This window comes from Flavobacterium flavigenum, assembly GCF_027111255.2.
Classification (GTDB): Bacteria; Bacteroidota; Bacteroidia; order Flavobacteriales; family Flavobacteriaceae; genus Flavobacterium; species Flavobacterium flavigenum.
In genome coordinates this window covers 3,319,650-3,341,525 of the sequence record NZ_CP114285.2, presented here as the reverse complement: position 1 = coordinate 3,341,525, position 21,876 = coordinate 3,319,650, and the positions used below count along the sequence as shown (strand labels likewise).

Here is a 21,876-nt window from a genome sequence, read left to right as displayed (position 1 = left end):
AGAAATGGATACCAATTTAGCTTTACTATTAGTACTTACTCCTTTTTTAGGATTTTTAATTAATGTTTTCTTTGGAAAAAGCTTAGGCAAAACAGTTTCAGGAGCAATCGGAACTATGGCTGTAGCAATTTCTTTTATCGTTACCCTTGTACTTTTTAATCAAATTACGTCAACCGGAAAAGCGATAGAAGTTACTTTATTTGACTGGATTCAGATTAGTAACTTAAAAATCAATCTTGGATTTTTATTAGATCAGTTGTCTGTTCTTTGGTTGCTTTTCGTAACCGGGATTGGATCTTTGATTCACTTATACTCTATTAGCTACATGCATGACGATGAAAATTTGCACAAATTCTTTTCTTATTTGAATTTGTTCGTTTTCTTTATGATCACACTTGTAATTGGAAGCAACTTATTAGTTTTATTTATTGGATGGGAAGGTGTTGGACTTTGTTCTTACCTATTAATTGGATTCTGGCATAAAAACCAGGATTACAATGATGCTGCGAAAAAAGCTTTCATCATGAACAGAATTGGGGATTTAGGTTTGTTAATCGGAATGTTCATAATCGGTTCAATGTTCTCAACTTTAGATTATGCAACTTTAAAAACGGCAATTGCCGGAGCTTCAAATTTGAATTTACCATTACTTTCTGTAGCAGCTTTATGTTTGTTCATAGGAGCTTGTGGTAAATCTGCTCAAATTCCGTTATATACGTGGTTGCCTGATGCGATGGCCGGACCAACTCCTGTTTCTGCATTGATTCACGCAGCGACAATGGTTACTGCTGGTATTTTTATGGTAACGAGATTAAACTTTGTGTTTGATTTAGCTCATGACGTTCAAAATGTTATTGCGATTGTTGGGGCTGTAACTTCATTAGTTGCAGCGACAATTGGATTAGTTCAAACCGATATCAAAAAAGTATTGGCTTATTCTACCGTTTCACAATTAGGTTTAATGTTTTTAGCGTTAGGATTTGGCGCTTATGAAGTAGCTGTTTTTCACGTAATCACACACGCTTTCTTTAAAGCTTGTTTATTCTTAGGTTCTGGATCTGTAATACACGGTTTACACGGAGAACAGGATATGCGCAAAATGGGTGGTCTGCGTAAAGCAATGCCAATTACATTCTGGACGATGTTGATTTCATCGTTAGCTATTTCCGGAGTTCCATTTTTCTCAGGATTCTTCTCAAAAGATGAAATTTTAATGACGGCTTTCCACCACAGTATTCCATTATACGTTGTTGGATCTGTTGCTTCAATCATGACAGCTTTTTATATGTTTCGTTTAATGTTCCTGACTTTCTTCAAAGAATTCAGAGGAACTGAAGAGCAAAAACATCATTTACACGAAAGTGGTTCTTTAATTACTATTCCACTTATTATCTTAGCTATTTTAGCAACATTTGGAGGATTAATCAGTTTGCCAGGAAACAGCTGGTTAAACGAATATCTTGCTCCTCTTTTTACAAAAGCAGCTGGCGAAGAACATCATTTAGGTGCAACAGAATATACTTTAATGGGTATTGCTGTTGTTGGTGGATTATTAGGAATCTTGATTGCTTACATTAAATATTTCAAACAAGATAATGTTCCGGAATCTGATGAAAACATTACTGGCGTAGCAAAAGTTTTATACAACAAATATTATGTAGATGAAATTTACGATGCAATATTTGTACAGCCAATTAATGCTTTATCTAAATTCTTTAGAGATTATATTGAAACTGGCTTATCTAATCTTGTTTTTGGATTAGGTAAAGTAACGAATGAAATTGCTTTTCAAGGAAAGAAATTACAATCGGGAAGTATCGGATTATATCTGTTTGTTTTTGTTTTAGGAATGTGTGCCATTATTTCCTATATATTTTTAGCTCAATAATATTATAACTATGAACGTTTCTACTATATTAATTATACTCTTAATTGGTGCCTTTGCCACTTATTTTTCCGGTGACAAACTAGCTTCAAAAGTTGCTTTGCTTTTTAGTTTAGCTGCTTTAGGATGTTCAATTGTATTATTGAATAATTATAATGCCGGCGAAAATATCAGCGTAATCAACAGCTGGATTACACAACCGAAAATTTCTTTCGCTTTAAATGCTGACGGATTAGGATTAGCAATGGTTTTATTAACTGCAGCTCTTACTCCAGTTATTATATTTTCTTCTTTTGGAAATGAATATAAAAACTCAAAAGCTTTCTACGGATTGATTCTTTTCATGGCGTTTGCTATGACAGGAACTTTCCTTGCTGCAGACGGTCTTTTATATTATATTTTCTGGGAGTTAGCTTTAATTCCAATTTACTTTATTGCGCTTATATGGGGCAACGGAGATGCTGATGAACGCAGAAAAGCAGTGGTTAAATTCTTTATTTACACGCTTGCAGGTTCGCTGTTCATGTTAACTGCTTTTATTTATTTATATCAAAAAGCAGGTTCTTTCTTAATCGAAGATTTATATAAAGTACAATTATCTGCTTGCGAACAATTCTGGATTTTCTTGGCTTTCTTCTTGGCTTATGCTATTAAAATTCCAATTATTCCTTTTCATACATGGCAGGCAAATGTGTACCAAAAAGCACCAACTGTTGGAACGATGCTTTTATCTGGTATCATGCTAAAAATGGGACTTTATAGTGTTATCAGATGGCAATTGCCAATCGCCCCTCTTGCTGCTAAAGAATACATGTACATCTTTATCGCTCTTGGAATTGCAGGTGTAATTTACGGTTCTATTGTAGCCTTGAGACAAAATGATTTGAAAAAATTATTAGCTTATTCTTCTCTTGCTCACGTAGGATTAATCGCAGCAGGATCATACACTTTAACTCTTGATGGTTTAAGAGGTGCGGTTTTACAAATGATCGCTCACGGTTTTGTAGTTGTTGGATTATTCTTTGCTGCTGAAGTTATTTTCAGAAGATTTGAAACCAGGGAAATTTCTAAATTGGGTGGAATCCGTACGCAATCTCCAAAATTTACCTCGATGTTTTTAATTTTGGTTTTAGCTTCTGTTGCTTTGCCTGGTACATTTAACTTTGTTGGGGAATTTACAGTTTTATACAGTCTTTCCCAAGTTAATATCTGGTTTGCTCTTCTTGGAGGAACCACAATTATTTTAGGAGCTTACTATATGTTAAGAATGTTTCAGCACGTAATGTTAGGTGAAACGAATTCTAAAACTTTTGCAGATGTTACACTTAACGAAGGAATTTCATTTACTGTAATCATTGCTGTTTTGTTATTCTTTGGTTTCTATCCAAAACCAATTACAGATTTGATTACACCAAGTTTAGAAACGATTTTAAACGTTATCAATAAAAATTAATATTTTAAATAAAAATAAATTAGGGCGTTTTAGATTTCCTAAATCAAAAAAACAAAAATGAATACATTAATAGCTATAACAGGATTAGGTGTTTTCTGCCTATTGTTTGAAATTCTAAATTTTAGAAAGGGCATCGTTCCGTTTACCATTTTAGGTTTATTGGGTGTATTGGCGCTTAATTTTTATGAATTTGGATCAACAGAAAGTTACTATTACAACATGATAACAGTGAGTAAATTCTCTACTGCTTTTTCATCATTGTTTATCATCTTAACTATTTTTCTTGTAGCGTTAAGCCATAATTTTTATGAAAACCATCAGACAAAGATTTCTGATTTTATTGCCATAAAAATATTTTTATTAGCAGGAGCCGTTGCTATGGTTTCTTTTGGAAACTTAGCGATGTTTTTCCTTGGAATTGAAATTTTATCTATTGCACTTTATGTTCTTGCGGCAAGTGACCGTTTGAATCTGAAAAGTAACGAAGCAGGTATGAAATACTTTTTGATGGGTTCATTCGCATCAGGAATTATTTTATTCGGCATCTGTCTGATCTACGGAGCAATGGGAAGTTTCGATGTAGTTGAAATCAGCGAATTTTCTCTATCTGCCGAATTGCCAATCTGGTTCCCTATCGGAATGATTTTGGTAACCATCGGAATGTTATTTAAGATAGCCGCAGTCCCTTTTCATTTTTGGGCTCCGGATGTCTACGAAGGTTCACCTGCATTAACCACAGCCTTAATGAGCACTTTGGCAAAAGTGGTAGCCATTGCAACTTTATTTAAATTAATTTCGGGTTTAAATTTAATACCGTCTTTAGAAAATCAGGATCATTTAAACACTTTCGAGAATATCATCGTAATTATTTCAATTGCTTCGATGACTGTTGGTAACATTATGGCATTGCGTCAGGTAAATGTAAAGCGTATGCTGGCTTTCTCAGGAATTTCTCATGCCGGTTTTATGCTAATGACTTTCTTAACTGTAGCTACTTCAGCAGGAGTTTTATTGTACTATACTGCGGCTTATGCTTTGGCTGGGATTGCTGCTTTTAGTGTAATTTTATATGTATGTAAAAATCAAGACAACGAAGATATTACTAACTTTCACGGTTTAGGAAAAACAAATCCGTTATTGGCTGCAATATTAACCGGCTCCTTATTATCTATGGCCGGGATTCCGATTTTCTCAGGATTTTTTGCCAAACTATTTTTGTTTAATCAGACGATTCAGGCTGGTCATATTATCTTAGTGATAGTTGCTGTTATCAATTCTATCATTAGTGTTGGTTATTATTTCAAACTGATATTGGCTATGTATTCAAAAGAACCGAATCAGGAGCGTACCGGAAAACCATTTCTTATCTATGCTGTAGCTGTTATTTCAATTGCTTTAAATATTGTTTTAGGCTTATTTCCATCATTAGTTTTAGACTTATTGAATTAAAAACATTCAATTCAAATATATCAAATCCATCCCCACAAGGATGGATTTTTTATTTTTAAGATGAATTTATTCAGAAGAAAAAATCATGTTAAAAAAATTACAGAAACAATTGAACATCAAAAAAACTACTTATATTTGAGTACAAATAAATGTATTAGAAATATGAACTTCAATTCGAAAAATCCATTTTTAAGCGACAAACGTTTTTCTTCAAACGCTGTTTCAAAAACTGAAGAAGTGCATCATGCACAAATTATTGATTACAATCAGGATATGACTATATCCGGAACTATCAATAAAACAGCTATTTTATTCTTATTGTTATGTGCCGGAGCAATGTTGACATGGTGGATGGCATTTAACGGAATGAACGCAATGCTGCCAGCTATTGGTGGTGCTATTGTTGCCTTTATCTTGGTTTTAATTTCAGCATTCAAACCACAGGCTTCTCCTTATTTAGCTCCCGGTTATGCTTTGTTTGAAGGCTTATTTATCGGAGGGATTTCTGCTATTTTCGAGGCTAAATTTCCAGGAATCGTAATTAATGCTGTTGGAGCAACTTTAGTTACATTTTTAGTTTGTCTGGGATTGTATAAATTTAAAATTGTAAAAGTAAATGAGCAATTCAGATCAGTAGTTATTGCTGCTACACTGGCAATTGCAACTTATTATTTAATTTCGTGGATTGTTTCTATGTTTACAAACTACACGCCTGTTCATCATGGAAATTCATTGATGAGTATCGGAATTAGTGTTTTTGTAATCATTGTTGCTGCACTAAACCTATTTTTGGATTTTGACCAAATTGAAAAAGGTGCACAGCAAAGAATGCCAAAATTTATGGAATGGTACGGCGCTATGGGATTGATGATTACCTTAGTTTGGTTGTACATTGAATTCCTTAGATTATTATCAAAATTTGCAAGCAGAGATTAATTCTTTTCCTATAATAAAAAAAGCCTTTTTGAAATTCAAAAAGGCTTTTTTTATGCTGCTTCTTTTTCAAAAGCTATAAAATGTGATAAATTCCCTTTCAGGTTAAAAACAGGAAAACCATGAATGGTACAATTATAGGTTTCACCATTCTTTTTATAATTTAAAATTGTTTTTTCGAAAGGAATTTGTTTTTCGATTGCAATTTTAATTTCATTTAAAACTGAAGGACAAGTCATAGGCCCCTGAAACATTTTTGGCCCTTTTCCCAAAATTTCTTTCTCGGTATAACCTGTCATTTTAGTAATTCCTTCAGAAGCAAAAATTATTTTCTGTTCCGGATCTGTAATCAACACAACTTCTTGTTTCAGCCGTTCGTTAATATCTAAATGCGTGATTTCCCATTTAAATTTATCAGAAATGTTTTTGATTCTTTTTAAGTCGGAAGAAAATGTTTTCAGTTCATTTATGGATTCATAATGAAAATCCCAGCAAAGTATCGGAACAGAGTTGCAATTTAGATTTGCCTCATATTCTTCGAGAAACACGCCATAATTATTTACAGAATTCATAAAAAAAATTTATATATAAAGTTAGCCAAATTTCTCTGTAATATTCCGTTTTTAAATTAATATTCATTTAAAAGGCAAATTTTAACTGTACAACTACTGCTTTTTTTTGCTCTGTATTGAGGTTGCTCAAAGAAATTCCTAATAATCTAACAGAATCTTTCATTCGTTCCTGATATAATAATTCTTCAACACTTTCTAAAATTAAGCTTTTATCAGAAATAAAATAAGGTAAAGTCTTGCTTCTGGTTTGTTGCGTGAAATCGCTGTATTTAATTTTAAGCGTGACCGTCTTTCCTGAAACATTGTATCTTTTTAATCTTTTCTCCAACGAAGCAGCTATTTTTTCGAGCTGTTCCAGCATAAAAATTTCGGATGTGAGATTGACATCAAAAGTATGTTCTGATGCAACCGATTTAGTATTTCTTGAAGGTTTTACTTCACTATTATGTATTCCTCTTACAACGTAATAATAAAACTTACCTGATTTACCAAAGTGTTTTTCTAAAAACTCAAGCGATTTACTTTTTAAATCTAATCCTGTAAAAATACCCAACTGATACATTTTTTCTGTCGTCACTTTTCCAACGCCATAAAATTTTCTGATCGGTAATTCTTCTAAAAACGGAATTACCTCATCCGGATTTACCGTCTTCTGTCCATTGGGTTTATTGTAGTCACTGGCAATTTTAGCTACAAATTTATTTATAGAAATGCCTGCAGAAGCTGTAAGCCCAACTTCGTTTAAAATTCGTAATCTGATTTCCTGAGCTAATAAAGAGGCACTTGGATTTCCTTTTTTATTTTGGGTCACATCAAGATACGCTTCATCAAGCGAAAGTGGCTCAACCATATCTGTGTATTCATGAAAAATTTTATGAATCTTAGATGAAATTTCTTTGTAACGTTCAAAACGAGGCCGGACAAATATGATTTCGGGACAATATTTCTTGGCTAAAACACCACTTATAGCACTTCTGACACCAAATTTTCTCGCCTCATAACTTGCTGCCGAAACGACGCCTCTATTCTCTGAGCCTCCAACTGCAATAGGCTTTCCCAGTAAAGCAGGATTATCCATTTGCTCTACCGAAGCATAAAAAGCATCCATATCGATGTGGATTATTTTTCGATAAACTGGAGTTTCAGACATACTACAAATTTAAAGAAGAACAGCTAATCTGAGTTATCAAAATTGGTCAAATGTTTTTCAGAAAATTCAATTTTTTATTTAATTCCTAATAAAAATCGTTTCCGGGACTAATAAAATGAATCATATACATTTAAAATATCTCAATAAACGAGGCACTTATTTTCATTATTAAAAATTTAAGCATAAAAAAAAATAAAATAAGTTTTTTTATATATCAATAATTGCGAAAAATATTTTTATATATTTGCCGTACCGAAACGAATTACATAATACATTCCGGTAAAAGTGAATTGAAAATTACAAACAAAAACAAGTTTTAAATATCAGGAAAGAAACGCATGAGTTCTTAAGATAAATCATAATGACTCAGCATATCTATAAATATTATCAGAAAACAAAAAGACAGCATCGAATAAATGCAAGCATTTTGGGTTCATGATGAACTATCTAAACCAAAAAACCAATTGACCAATTAAATCACCTTCCCCCGGGTGATTTTTTTTTGTTTTGAAAATTTATCTTACAGCCAATCAATAAAATAAACTTTAAAGCAAAAAACTTTTAAATTCACAATTACACGAATTTGTTAAAAAAGCAAGCCCAAATGAAATTTCATTCGGGCTTTTATGTTTACTTTTCAAAATGCTTAAAATCAATATACTTCTAACCTAGCCCCGATAGGACTGAAAACCCTTTTGTGCCGGGGTTCGGCACAAAAGGTTGTAAGGAATAGCGGGACTGAGGGCCTGTTGAAACGAAATTATCTGCTCCTAAAAAAACAACTATTCTTCAAACAGCTCCATTAATTCCAAAGCCCGTTTTATTGATTTCACATTATCAAAAGTCAATAGCAAACGTAATCCGTTGACGGTTTGTTTCTCTTTCATCTTGCAGAGTGAGCTTTGTTTTTGAACAAAATTTAAAACTTTTCTAAACTTAGCAGATTGATAATAATCTGATTGCTGATCGGATACAAAATAGCCAATCATTTTGCCTTGTTTAAGGACTAATTTCTCAATTCCGACCCTTGTTGCAATCCATTTTATTCGGATACTGTTCAATAAAGCAACGGCGGGTTTTGGCAATGGTCCAAAGCGATCGATTAATTTTTTCTCGTACTCCTGTAATCCGGCTTCGTCTTTTATAGCGCCCAATTCGTTATATAAAACCAAACGTTCTGAAACGTTATTGATATACTCATCTGGGAATAATAACTCAAAATCGGCATCAATTTGAATGTCTTTTACATATTCTTTGGTATCAATATCATTTTCCTCAGGATATAAATCTTTGAATTCGTTTTCCTTCAATTCTTCAATCGCTTCGTTCATGATTTTTTGGTACGTATCAAAACCAATTTCATTAATGAAACCGCTTTGTTCGCCGCCTAATAAATCTCCGGCACCACGAATTTCAAGATCTTTCATAGCTATGTTGAAACCGCTTCCGAGTTCGCTGAACTGCTCCAACGCCTGAATACGTTTTCTGGCATCTTCGGTCATGGATGAATACGGCGGGCAGATGAAGTAACAGAATGCTTTTTTGTTGCTTCGACCTACTCGACCACGCATTTGGTGCAGATCTGACAATCCAAAATTATTCGCATTATTAATGAAAATCGTGTTGGCATTTGGAACGTCTAATCCGCTTTCGATGATTGTGGTTGCGACCAAAACGTCAAAATCGCCGTTCATAAAACCTAACATCAATTCTTCGAGTTTAGCGCCGTCCATTTGTCCATGACCAATTCCGACTCTTGCATTTGGAACCAGACGCTGAATCATTCCGGCCACTTCTTTTATATTTTCGATTCGGTTATTGATAAAGAAAACCTGTCCGTTTCGCTGAATTTCATACGAAATTGCATCGCGGATAATTTCTTCATTAAAACCAACCACATTCGTTTCAATCGGATAACGATTTGGCGGAGGCGTTGTTATCACCGATAAATCGCGCGCAGCCATCAATGAAAACTGAAGCGTTCTCGGAATAGGCGTTGCCGTTAATGTCAGCGTATCAACATTCGCAGCAATCGTTTTTAGTTTATCTTTTACGTTTACTCCAAACTTCTGTTCCTCATCGACAATCAATAAACCAAGGTCTTTGAAAACCACATTTTTATTGACCAATTGATGTGTTCCAATAACAATATCAAGTTTTCCTTCGGCTAAATCTTGTAGCGTTTGCTTTTTTTGTTTCGCCGTTCTAAATCGGTTTAAATAACCGATTGAAACGGGCATATCTTTTAAACGTTCCGAAAAAGTTCTGTAATGCTGATACGCCAAAATAGTAGTCGGAACCAAAACGGCCACTTGTTTGCTATTGTCAACGGCTTTAAAAGCTGCACGAATCGCAACTTCAGTTTTTCCGAAACCAACGTCACCGCAAACCAAACGATCCATTGGGCGATCGCTTTCCATATCTGCTTTTACTTCTGCCGTTGATTTGGTTTGATCCGGAGTATCTTCATAAATAAACGAACTTTCTAATTCGTTTTGAAGATAGCTGTCTGGCGCAAACTGAAAACCTTTTTCTAAACGGCGCTTTGCATAGAGCTGAATCAAATTGAATGCAATATGTTTAACGCGCGCTTTGGTTTTCTGTTTTAAAACCTTCCAGGCGTTCGAACCTAATTTATATATTTTTGGAGGCGTTCCGTCTTTTCCGTTGTATTTTGAGATTTTATGAAGCGAGTGAATGCTTACATACACAATATCATTATCGGCATAAACCAGTTTTATGGCTTCCTGTGTTTTTCCTTCGACCTGAATCTTTTGCAGTCCGCCAAACTTCCCGATTCCGTGATCGATATGTGTTACGTAATCGCCCACAGAAAGTGCCGTCAGTTCTTTTAACGTAATATTCTGCTTTTTAGAATAACCGTTTTTGATGTTGAATTTATGATAACGCTCAAAAATCTGATGATCTGTATAAGCTGTAATCTGGTTTTCTTCATCAATAAAACCTTGGTATAAAGGCAGTACAATGGTGTGATATTGTTTTCGGATATTTTCTGAATTGGCTTCATCTAAACTTTCAAAAATATCGTGAAAACGTTTTGCCTGTGTATCATTCGAACAAAACAAATAATTGATATATCCGTTAAAATGATTTTCGCTTAAATTATTCAGCAATAAATCAAATTGTTTGTTGAACGAAGGCTGAGGCTGAATATGAAATTCGAATTTTTTAGTCGTTTTATAAACGGGTCTTGAAGCCAATTCTACAACAGAAAAGTCCAAAGATCTTTTTATAAACGACGCCTGATTTAAAAACAATTGCTCTGGCGTCGCGTGTTTTATTTCTTTCGAAAGTTTCTCAAAAGCTTCTTCTGCTCTTGCAAATTGTTTGTCCAACTGACTAAAAAGTCCTTCAGTATTTTGAATGAAAAGAACGGTTTTTTCTGCAATATAATCTAAAAAGCTTTCGCGATTTTCCTGAAAAAGTTTGTTTTCGACATTCGGGATAATCGTGATTTTTTTATGCGTTTCTACAGACAATTGCGTTTCTACATCAAAAGTTCTGATACTGTCTACTTCGTTTCCAAAAAATTCGATTCTGTATGGATGATCGTTTGAAAAAGAAAATACATCGACAATCCCCCCACGAACCGAAAACTCTCCGGGTTCTGTAATAAAATCTACTCTTTTGAATTCGTATTCGAACAAGACTTCGTTGATAAAATCTATCGAAATTTTATCGTTCAAAGCTACTTTTAAAGTGTTTTTATCGAGTTCTCTTCTCGTAACCACTTTTTCAAAAAGTGCTTCCGGATACGTAACAATTACAGCTGGTTTTTTACGGGAATTAATTCTATTTAAAACCTCAGCACGAAGCAAAACATTCGCATTATCAGTTTCATCAACCTGATACGGGCGACGGAAAGACGCAGGATAAAACAATACATCCTCTTCACCAATCATTTGTTCCAGATCGTTTAGATAATAGGCGGCTTCTTCTTTATTGTCTAAAACAATTAAAAAAGGCAGTTCGGTTTTTTTGAAGACAGACCGGATTATAAATGATACTGCAGATCCTAACAATCCGCTGATGTTCATTTTTATCTGATTCCCTTCCAGTAAACTTGTTGCAATCTGCTCAGCTTTTGGCAGATTATCATAGGTGGTATATAAGGCGTTTTTACTCAACTTTAGGTAAATTTTGATCTATTGGTGGCATCGAATTCGGGATCGCCCGGGCAGTATCTAACATTCTTAAAAAATCAGACTCCCCTTCTTCTTGCGGAATTTTGCTTTTTTCGACAATTTTATCCATTTGTCTTTGTAATGAAACTAATTCTTTATTGATTTCTCCAATTAAAAAAGTGACTTTATCATCCGGAATTTTTTGCAAATGAATGAATAAATCCATCATTTTTACTTTAGTAATCAAAATAGAAATTCGGCTTCTGATTTGAGGCTGATTGAATTGTGCAGGAATATTATTGTTTAATGCCATTGCCTTTTTTGCAATAGCAGCAGCTTTTTTTTGGAATGCCCCAATCGTTTTTCTGGGCTTTCCACCCAGCTCTTTTAAAAATTCTCCCCACTCTTTCCAGTCGGTTGCATTTTTCTCTGAGATTTCATTGATTGGTTCGTCAATAAATGACCATTCTTTATTTATATTATTAAAAATGATTTCTTTCTTTTTTGCTTCTTTTTTGTTTTCTGCAAGACGTTTTTCATTTTCATCCTGACAGGAGTTCAGTATAAAAACTAAAAGCAGAACAAGAGCTATTTTGTATTTCATATGTGTTAAATTTATTTTCAATGCCCCTATATGATATCACCTTCATTTATTGCTGCCTGAGTAAACTTTTGGTAATGGCGATTTCAACGTGGTAAAACATTAAGCTACAAAGTTACAAGTAAATTTACAATTATGAATTTTGATTTGCAACCATTTTATCTAAGCTTAATAAAGCTGTATCGAAATGAATTAAACAAAAATCAATATTATTTGTTATTAAATTCATAATTTAACATTATAAAAAGCAGGATTATTTGCGAAAAAATTATATTTGTTCTTTAAATATATTCAAATGAATCCAAAAATATTAATCATTGGCGCATGTGGTCAAATTGGGACAGAGCTGACTCAGAAACTTCGTAAACTGTACGGAACTGATAATGTAATTGCTTCTGATATTCGAAAATTAAATACAGATGTGGTTAATTCAGGTCCGTTTGAAGTGATTAATGCTTTGGATTTTAATCAAATTGAACATCTGGTAGAAGTTCATCATATTACTGACATTTATTTAATGGCAGCACTTTTATCTGCTACTGCCGAAAAAAACCCTGCATTTGCCTGGGATTTGAATATGAACTCTTTATTTCATGTTTTGAATCTGGCAAAAGCCAAAAAAATTCAGAAAATATTCTGGCCATCAAGCATTGCTGTTTTTGGCCCCACAACCCCAAAAGAAAACACACCTCAATATACGATTATGGAACCTTCAACCGTTTACGGAATTAGTAAACAAGCTGGTGAAAGATGGTGCGAATACTATCACAATATTTACGGAGTTGATGTTCGCAGTATTCGTTATCCAGGTTTGATTAGCTGGTCTACTCCTCCCGGCGGCGGAACTACAGATTATGCTGTGGATATTTTCTATAAAGCTATTGCCGATAAAAAATATGAGTGCTTTTTATCATCCGAAACCAAAATGCCAATGATGTATATGGATGATGCTATTGATGCTACGATCAATATTATGAAGGCTCCTGCTGAAGAAATCAAAATACACTCTTCTTATAATTTAGCTGCTATGAGTTTTACGCCAACAGAGATTGCAGCGGAAATTAAAAAACATATTCCGGAATTTGAAATCACTTATAATCCCGATTTCCGCCAAAAAATTGCCGACAGCTGGCCAGCGAGTATCGACGATTCTGATGCCAGAAAAGACTGGAACTGGAATCATAGTTTTGATTTAGAATCGATGACGAAAGATATGCTGGAGCATTTGGGTTAACTTGACTTATCCTAAAATAAAAGTCCCGCTTAGTATTTCTAAACGGGACTTTTTATATTCTAACTTGAAGATTATTTTACTTCAAAAACATTATTGGCAGCTTTCACATCAGCCATTAATCCACTTGGATCTATAGTGATTTTTTTGATTGACGCTTTGTTTTTGTCAATTGTAAAACTATAGTTTTGCTGTGCCCAAGCCCAGTCGTCCAAAACAGTTCTTTTTTCGTTTGGATTCGGATTTGGTTTAATGAAATTCATCATTCGCAATGGAATATAGAATGTCTCGGAAGTCCCGTCTGTGTAATCCACTTTTAAATCAATTGGCATTGGCATTCTTCCGATTCTTTCTAAAGTAACTGTTGATTTCCCTGAATTATCAGCAACGTCTTTAATTCCGTAATCAATTGTATTGGTTGTTTGTGCCCAGTCTGTCAAATACCAGTCTAATTCTGCTCCCGAAACTCTTTCGGCTGTTCTTTTAATATCGTTTGGAGTTGGGTGCTTGAATTTAAAATCATTAAAATATCTTTTTAAAGCAGCGTCGACATTCTCTTTTCCGATAACATATTCCAACTGCGAAAGGAAAATACTTCCTTTAATATAAGAAGAAATACTGTAAGGTCTATTTTCGTCATAACGGTCACCATGAGTTGTCTGAGGCTGTTCTTTACCTGAATTTACTAAGCTGTAATATGCCGCATAATTACCTTTAAACGGATTTGAGACTTTTTTATCTCCAGCTAATTCATTCAAAGCACTGTCTTCGATATAGGTTGTAAAACCTTCATCCATCCAGGGATGCTTTGACTCATTTGAAGCCAGAATATGCTGGAACCAGGAATGCCCTAATTCGTGAGTTGCCGTTCCTAAAATTCCCTCAAGAGTTCCGTTTCCCAACATCAGTGTACACATGGCATATTCCATTCCGCCGTCTCCACCCTGAATAAAGGAGTATTGTTTGTACGGATAAGTTCCTACTTTTTGATTGTAATAATCCATTACCTTCACCATTAAAGGCTCCAATTGTTTCCAGTTTTCAGTAGTTTTTGGATTGTTTTTGTAAAAGAAATGCAAATCGACATCGTTTGGCCCTTTTACAATATCATGCGTGTAGTCTTTGTCAGCCGCCCAGGTAAAATCATGAACATTTGGCGCGATAAAATGCCACGTCAATGTTTTTGTTTTTTTAGGATAAACGACTTTTACTCCTTCATCTTCGTAACCGTGACCAATTGTATTTTTATCCTGTAAGTATCCTGAACCTCCAATGGTGTAGTCTTTGTCAATGGTGATTTTCACATCAAAATTACCCCAAACACCGTGAAATTCCCTTGCGATGTAAGGATCAGCATGCCATCCTTCAAAATCAAATTCGGCTAATTTTGGATACCATTGCGACATGGAAAGCTCTACTCCTTCAGAATTATTTCTTCCCGAACGACGAACCTGTACCGGAACCTGTCCGTCAAAATCTAACGTAAAAGTCGATTTAGAATTCGGTAAAATTGGTTTTGCCAAAGTTACTTCTAAGATTGTTCCCGAAACTCTTGTTTGAGCATCAGCACCATCCTGTTTGAAGTTTGTGATTTTTAAATAACCAATTTCATTTGGTTTCAGATTTTCTATTCGGCTTTGCTTTATGTCTTTTCCATCAGCTCCTTTTGTTTTTGTTACCATTCTCCCATCCGGATCTTTTATAAAATGCAAACGGGCGTCCATTTCACTTCCAGGCTGAAAAGCATTTGGAAACAGATGATAAAATACTTTTCGCAAAGTATCTGCAGAATTGTTCGTATAAACCAATTCCTGTTTTCCTTTATACTGATAGTTTTTTACATCCATCGAAACCTCCATTTTATAATCTGCATGCTGCTGCCAGTATGAGGTGTTTTGTGCAAAAGCTGCGTTTAAACCAAAACTCAAAAAAGAAAGAAGGACAATTTTTTTCATTACGATATTATTTAAAAAACTACAAGTTTACAAAAGTGATCTTGTAAACTTGTAGTTTGATTATTAAAAACGATAAAATTTATTTTTTTGACATTTTCTCAGCCATCAATAAAGCGTTATAAGCATTAACCATTTTAGCCGTTTTTGATGACTCTGTAGCAGATACTGCTTCTGGTTTTTCTTCACCTAAAACCACTTTTTCAGGAAGAGCCACTCCGGATTCCATTAAAATCTTTTTAACCTGAGCCGCTTTTAGCTTTGGATAATAGGAACGAATTAGAGCAGCGACACCCGCAGCATTTGGAGATGCCATTGAAGTTCCCTGCAAATATTTGTACTTATTGTTTGGAATAGTTGCGTAAATTTCTTCACCAGGAGCAAAAACATCTACATTTAATTTTCCAAAATTAGAAAACCCGGCTACTACATTTTGACCATACGATTTATTAATAGCTCCAATTGTAATTACATTGTCTGCAAATTCTTTCACATTATCTTCAGAATCGTTTGGATAATTAATGTTTTGCTTTTCATCAATATTATAACCATCATTACCAGCTGCATGAACAATCAATACATCTTTTTTTGCTGCATATTTAATGGCGTCATACACCCATTGTTTATGTGGTGAGAAGCTTTTTCCGAAACTTCCGTTAATTACTTTTGCACCATTATCAACCGCATAACGAATTGCCAAAGCAATATCTTTATCGTATTCGTCTCCATCAGGAACTGCTCTTACAGTCAGAATTTCAACATTGTCTGCAACTCCGTCTCCGCCTAAATTATTACCTCGAACCTGTGCAATAATCCCCGCAACATGGGTTCCATGTAATGCTTTTTCTTTATCCGGGCCAAATACAATATTGTTCCCGTATTTAGTACTTTTAATGTCTTCTGCATTATCACCTAAAACTTTTCTTCCATCGAAATCTTTATTTAAATTGAAATCCAATTCGTTATAAACATGTTCTCTGTAATCTTCCAATTCAGTTTCCGGATTAAATGTTGGCCCGGCATTGGTAAAAATCTGTGTCATTACCATTTTGCTTCTGGCCACCTTTGGATCAGTAGAAGTAATTAATTTTAAATCTTCGCTTTTGTATTCTTTTTTATTTAAAGCTGTTTGTATGGTTTTGTGAACATCCAGTAAAAAATCTACTTGCTCTTTATCTTTTAATGCTTTTTCGTATTTTTCTGTGTATTGCGCTAAAGCCTGTTTATATTGTTCAGAACCATCATCTCCTTTTTTAACGATACGGGTCATTTCAAGGTTTTCGTTGACAGCATCCCCTAGAAAATTCCAGCCGTTAATATCATCAATGTAACCATTTTTATCATCATCGATTCCATTGCCCGGAATTTCCTTTGGATTTTTCCAGATTACTCCTTTTAAATCTTCATGTTCGATATCAACTCCGGAGTCCACAACCCCAACAATTACTTTTTTACCTGTTTTTCCCTTTAGTAATTCAGCATAAGCCTTGTCAACACTCATTCCAGGAATTGAATCTTTGATTAAATCAAGATGACTCCATCTTTTCAATTCATTTTCAGTAACCGGTGCTTTTTTAACAACAGCTGCTGGAGCAGTTATAAATTCTTTTGGAGCTGAAACCTGCGCCTGCAAAGTGGCGCTGCAGCCTGCTAAAACAAGTAATGCAAAAGCAGATAAATTAAGTGGTTTTATAGTATTCATTTACCTATTATAATGTAAAAGTTAAAGATGGGACTAAATTATGATATTTTGTTACAAAAAACTAACTGTTAACACTGTGTTATGAAATTTTATCCTAAAAGAAAATACCTATATAATCAGGATATGTACTGCTAAAAAACAATAATGGTTAATTGAACCTCATTAAAACTAAATTATACCATTTTCTAATGAATGAAAACAGGACGTTCTTTTAAAGAATCTATTTTTTTCCAAAATTATTTTGAACAAAAATTTATATTAAAAAATTATTAGGAAAATACGCTGTGTTAAATATATTTGCATGTCCTTAAAAATAATATTTTAACCTATGAAAACAAAATTACTCACATTACTATTATTCGCAAATTTTGCTATTTATGCTCAATATACCAGCATACCGGATAATAATTTTGAAAACAAACTGATTGCCCTTGGAATTGATTCCGGAGCACCTGATAATCAGGTACTGACTAGTAGTATTGATAAATTAACTTCCATTGATATTTCAAATAGTTCTATTGTTGACTTAACAGGGATTCAGAATTTTGTGTCTTTAAAAATTTTAATTTGTAACAATAATCCATTAGCCACATTAGATCTCTCCAAAAATATCGCTTTGCAATATTTGTATTGCCACTATAACACGTTAACGGCATTGGACCTGTCTATGAATACAGCTTTGAAATTTTTATATTGCAGATCAAACCAATTAACATCATTAGACCTATCTAATAACACCGCTTTGGAGAATTTAGATTTTCAATCGAACTCACTGACAACATTGGATCTTTCTAATAATTTCGCTTTAACAGATTTAGGTTGTAGTTTTAACTTATTGACAACATTAAATATTTCTAAGAATAAGGATTTGAAAAATTTACATTGCGATAATAATAAATTAACAACATTGGATGTTTCTGAAAATACCGCTTTAAAAACTTTAACTTGCGATTATAATCAATTAACTGCATTAAATACCTCTAAAAATACCGCGTTAACACAGTTAACCTGCTCATCAAATCCGTTAACATCATTAGATCTTTCTAATAATACCGCTTTGCTGTTTTTACAATGCTTTTATAACCCATTGACAACATTAGATTTGTCTATGAATACTGCTTTACAAAATTTATCTTGTCATTCAGGCTCATTGACAACATTAGATCTTTCTAAAAACATTGCTTTGAAAAGTTTAGATTGTCATTCTAACTCATTAACAGCATTAGACCTTTCTAAAAACATCGCTTTGGAAACTTTACATTGTTATTCTAACCAATTAACAAGTCTTAATTTAAAAAACGGAAAGAATACTGTTTTAACAAATATAAATTTTACTTCAAATGCTAATTTAAGTTGTATTCAGGTAGATGATGTTACCTATTCAAATACTAACTGGACTAGTAAAGACGCTGCATCAACATATAATTTAACTTGTCCTACTTTAGGACTATCAGAAGCAGGTTTTAAAAAAATAGCTGTTTATCCCAACCCTGTAAAAGGAGAACTACACATTGACAATAGTACTCTTGAAAAAGCAAATGTATATGATGCATTTGGAAAACTAATTACAACAACTAAGTTTACTAAAAACGACACTAATAACAATATTAATTTAGCAGGATTACAAAATGGTATTTATTACATTTATTTAGAAAACGAAGGAGCAACTATTGTTAAAAAAATTCTAGTCCAATAAAACACAAACTCATTATAAAATTAAAACCATATTTCTAATGACTGAAATATGGTTTTAATGTTTATAAGATATCCTCACAGGTAAAAATTTCTTTTAACCGAACTCCTTTTTCAGTATGTTCTACTGTAATAATCTGGTTATGGGCATCGTGTTCTAAAAACAAATAATAATTTTTGTCAGCCGCAGCAGTTAGCAATTTTGATTTTTCCGGCATCGTCAATAAAGGCCTTGTATCATATCCCATAACATACGGGAGCGGAATGTGTCCTGCTGTAGCCAATAAATCGGCACAAAAAACTATAGTTTTATGCTTGTATTGTATATGTGGAATCATTTGTTTTTCGGTGTGACCATCAACATAGTAAATATCAAAACCTAATTCTTCCGAAAAGCCAAAATCGGCATTTGGTCTTTTCACAAAATGTAACTGACCACTTTCCTGCATTGGTAAAATATTTTCTGGTAAGAAAGAAGCTTTCTCACGGGCATTTGGCTGTATTGCCCATTCCCAATGATTTTCGTTTGTCCAAAATTTTGCATTTTTAAATGCAGGTTCATATCCTGTTTTATCCGCATTCCATTGAACACTTCCGCCACAATGATCAAAATGAAGGTGCGTCATAAAAACATCGGTAATATCATCTCTGTGAAAACCATATTTTGCTAAAGAATTATCCAAAGAATGTGAACCCCAAAGCGAATAATAGCCAAAGAATTTGTCTGATTGCTTATCACCCATTCCGGTATCAATTAAAATCAGGCGGTTTCCATCTTCGATCAGCAGGCAGCGTGCGGCAATATCAATTAGGTTATTGGCATCTGCGGGGTTGGTTTTATTCCAGATTGTTTTTGGCACAACGCCAAACATGGCGCCTCCGTCTAATTTAAAATTTCCTGATTCTATTGGATAAAGTTTCATAATAAAAAATCAATATTAGAAACAAAGCTAGGAAATTGGATTTCCTTATGCTAAAATTTCAACTAAAAAACCATAACCCCCTTTTATTCTGTGTAATCCTGTTTATTAAATAACTTATATCTATTTTAACATTTGTTATAATAATGTGAACCGTTATGGAAAAAGGTTTTTAAGTCGTATCTTTGCAGATAATTTCATTTCAACATTGACATACAGTACTTTAATTGTAATAATTTCATTACTATTTTTAAAAGGAATGTTGAAAAAGATAAATACTATAAAAAATGATAAAAGTTTCTGATACAGCCAAAAAGAAAATCATCGACCTGATGACTGATGATGGTTTTGATGCCGCACATGACTATGTACGTGTAGGAGTAAAAAGCGGTGGATGCTCTGGTTTGTCTTATGATTTAAAATTCGACAAAACCAAAGGAGATGACGATAAAATATTCGTAGACAACGACATACAAATAGCCGTTGAAAAAAAATCATTTCTTTATTTAGCCGGAACAATTTTAGAATTCTCTGGCGGATTAAACGGAAAAGGATTTGTTTTCAACAACCCAAACGCAAGCAGAACCTGCGGATGCGGTGAATCATTTTCGCTATAAACAATTAAACAATTGCAAAATTTAAAGATTTAATTACAGAAGTGGTTTTAAATATTTAAATCCTTCTATTTTGAAATCTTTCAATAAAAAAACAATGAGCAAATACACCGAAGACGATTTAAAAATCGAACTGGAAACCAAAGAATATGAGTACGGATTTTATACCAATATAGAATCTGAAACATTTCCTATTGGTCTAAACGAAGAAATTGTAAGAGCTATTTCTCTTAAAAAAGAAGAACCAGAGTGGATGACCGAATGGCGCATTGAAGCTTTTCGTGTCTGGAAAGAAATGATTGAGCCGGAATGGGCAAACGTAAACTACGAAAAACCAGATTTTCAGGCCATTTCATATTATTCAGCTCCAAAAGCGGTAGATCCAAATAAAACCCTGGACGATGTAGATCCTGAGCTTTTAGAAATGTACAAAAAGTTAGGAATCTCTGTTGACGAACAAAAAATGATGAACAATGTCGCTATGGATATTGTTGTCGATTCTGTTTCTGTTGCAACAACTTTCAAAAAAACACTTGGAGAAAAAGGGATTATTTTCTGTCCGATTTCTGAAGCGATTAAAGAACATCCGGAATTAGTTAAAAAATATCTGGGAACTGTTGTTCCTCAGAAAGATAACTTTTACGCCGCTTTAAACTCAGCGGTTTTCTCTGACGGAAGTTTCTGTTATATTCCAAAAGGCGTTCGTTGTCCTATGGAACTTTCAACTTATTTCAGAATTAACCAGGCAGGAACAGGACAATTTGAAAGAACTTTAGTTATTGCTGACGAAGGAAGTTACGTTTCTTATCTTGAAGGATGTACTGCTCCAAGCCGTGACGAAAACCAATTACACGCTGCTGTAGTTGAATTAATCGCTTTGGACGATGCTGAAATTAAATATTCGACTGTTCAAAACTGGTTTCCTGGAAACAAAGAAGGAAAAGGTGGAGTTTACAACTTCGTAACCAAAAGAGGTTTATGCGAAACAAACGCTAAAATTTCCTGGACGCAGGTTGAAACAGGTTCTGCTGTAACCTGGAAATATCCTTCTTGTGTATTGAAAGGAGATAATTCGGTTGGCGAGTTTTATTCTATCGCCGTTACCAATAATTACCAACAGGCTGATACCGGAACAAAAATGATCCATTTAGGAAAAAACACTAAATCGACTATTATTTCTAAAGGTATTTCTGCTGGAAAATCGCAAAACAGCTACCGTGGTTTAGTGCAAATCTCACCAAGAGCAGAAAATGCAAGAAACTTTTCTCAGTGTGACTCGTTATTAATGGGTAACAATTGTGGTGCGCATACTTTCCCTTACATCGAAAGTAAAAATCCATCAGCAAAAATCGAGCACGAAGCCACTACAAGTAAAATTGGAGAAGATCAGGTTTTTTATTGCAACCAAAGAGGTATTCCGACTGAAAAAGCGATTGCCTTAATTGTAAACGGTTTCAGTAAAGATGTCTTGAACAAGCTCCCAATGGAATTTGCTGTTGAAGCTCAAAAATTATTAGAGATTTCTTTAGAAGGATCTGTGGGTTAGAAAAGTCTCAGGTTTCAGGTTTCAAGTTTTT

At 33.9% G+C, this 21,876-nt stretch carries 15 protein-coding genes; 8 read left to right on the top strand and 7 right to left on the bottom strand.

Going from position 1 to position 21,876, the window contains the following annotated elements; translation table 11 throughout:
- Nucleotides 1-4 precede the first annotated feature (4 nt).
- The 4 genes from nuoL (at nucleotide 5) to OZP09_RS13730 (ending at nucleotide 5,723) form a co-directional block, all read left to right on the top strand.
- A complete protein-coding gene (nuoL, locus tag OZP09_RS13745; protein ID WP_269234308.1) occupies nucleotides 5-1,888 on the top strand; it encodes an NADH-quinone oxidoreductase subunit L in 1,884 nt (627 codons plus the stop codon).
- 10 nt (nucleotides 1,889-1,898) lie between these two features.
- Nucleotides 1,899-3,338, top strand: coding sequence for a complex I subunit 4 family protein (locus tag OZP09_RS13740; protein WP_269234307.1), 1,440 nt, complete (start codon nucleotides 1,899-1,901; stop codon nucleotides 3,336-3,338).
- Between the two features lie 57 nt (nucleotides 3,339-3,395).
- Nucleotides 3,396-4,787, top strand: coding sequence for an NADH-quinone oxidoreductase subunit N (locus OZP09_RS13735; protein ID WP_281309537.1), 1,392 nt, complete (start codon nucleotides 3,396-3,398; stop codon nucleotides 4,785-4,787).
- A 162-nt stretch (nucleotides 4,788-4,949) separates the two neighbouring features.
- Nucleotides 4,950-5,723, top strand: a complete 774-nt coding sequence (locus tag OZP09_RS13730) for a Bax inhibitor-1/YccA family protein (protein ID WP_269234305.1) — start codon at nucleotides 4,950-4,952, stop codon at nucleotides 5,721-5,723.
- Between the two features lie 50 nt (nucleotides 5,724-5,773).
- Here OZP09_RS13730 and OZP09_RS13725 read toward each other — a convergent pair whose 3' ends face one another.
- From OZP09_RS13725 to OZP09_RS13710, 4 genes are all read right to left on the bottom strand, one after another.
- Nucleotides 5,774-6,292 carry a PAS domain-containing protein gene (locus OZP09_RS13725; RefSeq protein ID WP_269234304.1) on the bottom strand — a complete coding sequence of 173 codons (519 nt, stop codon included), beginning with the start codon at nucleotides 6,290-6,292 and terminating at the stop codon, nucleotides 5,774-5,776.
- A gap of 67 nt (nucleotides 6,293-6,359) precedes the next feature.
- Nucleotides 6,360-7,442 (bottom strand): DNA polymerase IV, encoded by a 1,083-nt coding sequence (gene dinB, locus OZP09_RS13720; protein ID WP_281309536.1) that lies wholly within the window; start codon nucleotides 7,440-7,442, stop codon nucleotides 6,360-6,362.
- Nucleotides 7,443-8,224: 782 nt separating this feature from the next.
- Entirely contained in the window at nucleotides 8,225-11,590 is a 3,366-nt protein-coding gene (gene mfd / locus OZP09_RS13715) for a transcription-repair coupling factor (RefSeq protein ID WP_281309535.1), read from the bottom strand.
- The gene (locus tag OZP09_RS13710) at nucleotides 11,583-12,191 is read right to left on the bottom strand and encodes a hypothetical protein (protein ID WP_281309534.1); all 609 of its coding nucleotides are present in this window, start codon (nucleotides 12,189-12,191) and stop codon (nucleotides 11,583-11,585) included. Before OZP09_RS13710 ends, mfd begins: the two co-directional genes overlap by 8 nt.
- A gap of 292 nt (nucleotides 12,192-12,483) precedes the next feature.
- Between OZP09_RS13710 and OZP09_RS13705 the strand changes: the two genes are divergently transcribed.
- On the top strand, nucleotides 12,484-13,422 hold the full coding sequence (locus tag OZP09_RS13705; protein WP_269234300.1) for an L-threonine 3-dehydrogenase: 939 nt from the start codon (nucleotides 12,484-12,486) through the stop codon (nucleotides 13,420-13,422).
- A gap of 71 nt (nucleotides 13,423-13,493) precedes the next feature.
- Here the strand turns inward: OZP09_RS13705 and OZP09_RS13700 are convergent, their stop codons facing one another.
- Together OZP09_RS13700 and OZP09_RS13695 are read right to left on the bottom strand one after the other, a co-directional pair.
- Nucleotides 13,494-15,374 carry a M1 family metallopeptidase gene (locus OZP09_RS13700; protein WP_281309533.1) on the bottom strand — a complete coding sequence of 627 codons (1,881 nt, stop codon included), beginning with the start codon at nucleotides 15,372-15,374 and terminating at the stop codon, nucleotides 13,494-13,496.
- Nucleotides 15,375-15,453: 79 nt separating this feature from the next.
- On the bottom strand, nucleotides 15,454-17,073 hold the full coding sequence (locus OZP09_RS13695; protein WP_281309532.1) for a S8 family peptidase: 1,620 nt from the start codon (nucleotides 17,071-17,073) through the stop codon (nucleotides 15,454-15,456).
- Nucleotides 17,074-17,401: 328 nt separating this feature from the next.
- Here OZP09_RS13695 and OZP09_RS13690 point away from each other — a divergent pair, with 328 nt between their 5' ends.
- Entirely contained in the window at nucleotides 17,402-18,769 is a 1,368-nt protein-coding gene (locus OZP09_RS13690) for a T9SS type A sorting domain-containing protein (protein WP_269234298.1), read from the top strand.
- A gap of 61 nt (nucleotides 18,770-18,830) precedes the next feature.
- Here the strand turns inward: OZP09_RS13690 and OZP09_RS13685 are convergent, their stop codons facing one another.
- On the bottom strand, nucleotides 18,831-19,688 hold the full coding sequence (locus tag OZP09_RS13685; protein WP_269234297.1) for an MBL fold metallo-hydrolase: 858 nt from the start codon (nucleotides 19,686-19,688) through the stop codon (nucleotides 18,831-18,833).
- 284 nt (nucleotides 19,689-19,972) lie between these two features.
- On the opposite strand from OZP09_RS13685, the gene OZP09_RS13680 reads away from it, so the two are divergent.
- Complete coding sequence (locus OZP09_RS13680) at nucleotides 19,973-20,302, top strand: HesB/IscA family protein (RefSeq protein WP_026727150.1); 330 nt, start codon at nucleotides 19,973-19,975, stop codon at nucleotides 20,300-20,302.
- Nucleotides 20,303-20,396: 94 nt separating this feature from the next.
- Nucleotides 20,397-21,845: a Fe-S cluster assembly protein SufB gene (sufB, locus tag OZP09_RS13675; RefSeq protein WP_269234296.1), complete on the top strand. Its 1,449-nt coding sequence runs from the start codon at nucleotides 20,397-20,399 to the stop codon at nucleotides 21,843-21,845.
- Nucleotides 21,846-21,876: the final 31 nt, after the last annotated feature.

Coding starts and splice junctions, on each gene's coding strand:
- OZP09_RS13725 (WP_269234304.1), bottom strand. CDS start 6,292: ATGAATTCTGTAAATAATTATGGCGTGTTTCTCGAAGAATATGAGGCA.
- OZP09_RS13730 (WP_269234305.1), top strand. CDS start 4,950: ATGAACTTCAATTCGAAAAATCCATTTTTAAGCGACAAACGTTTTTCT.
- OZP09_RS13695 (WP_281309532.1), bottom strand. CDS start 17,073: ATGAATACTATAAAACCACTTAATTTATCTGCTTTTGCATTACTTGTT.
- OZP09_RS13740 (WP_269234307.1), top strand. CDS start 1,899: ATGAACGTTTCTACTATATTAATTATACTCTTAATTGGTGCCTTTGCC.
- dinB (WP_281309536.1), bottom strand. CDS start 7,442: ATGTCTGAAACTCCAGTTTATCGAAAAATAATCCACATCGATATGGAT.
- OZP09_RS13685 (WP_269234297.1), bottom strand. CDS start 19,688: ATGAAACTTTATCCAATAGAATCAGGAAATTTTAAATTAGACGGAGGC.
- OZP09_RS13690 (WP_269234298.1), top strand. CDS start 17,402: ATGAAAACAAAATTACTCACATTACTATTATTCGCAAATTTTGCTATT.
- sufB (WP_269234296.1), top strand. CDS start 20,397: ATGAGCAAATACACCGAAGACGATTTAAAAATCGAACTGGAAACCAAA.
- nuoL (WP_269234308.1), top strand. CDS start 5: ATGGATACCAATTTAGCTTTACTATTAGTACTTACTCCTTTTTTAGGA.
- OZP09_RS13710 (WP_281309534.1), bottom strand. CDS start 12,191: ATGAAATACAAAATAGCTCTTGTTCTGCTTTTAGTTTTTATACTGAAC.
- OZP09_RS13705 (WP_269234300.1), top strand. CDS start 12,484: ATGAATCCAAAAATATTAATCATTGGCGCATGTGGTCAAATTGGGACA.
- OZP09_RS13735 (WP_281309537.1), top strand. CDS start 3,396: ATGAATACATTAATAGCTATAACAGGATTAGGTGTTTTCTGCCTATTG.
- OZP09_RS13700 (WP_281309533.1), bottom strand. CDS start 15,374: ATGAAAAAAATTGTCCTTCTTTCTTTTTTGAGTTTTGGTTTAAACGCA.
- OZP09_RS13680 (WP_026727150.1), top strand. CDS start 19,973: ATGATAAAAGTTTCTGATACAGCCAAAAAGAAAATCATCGACCTGATG.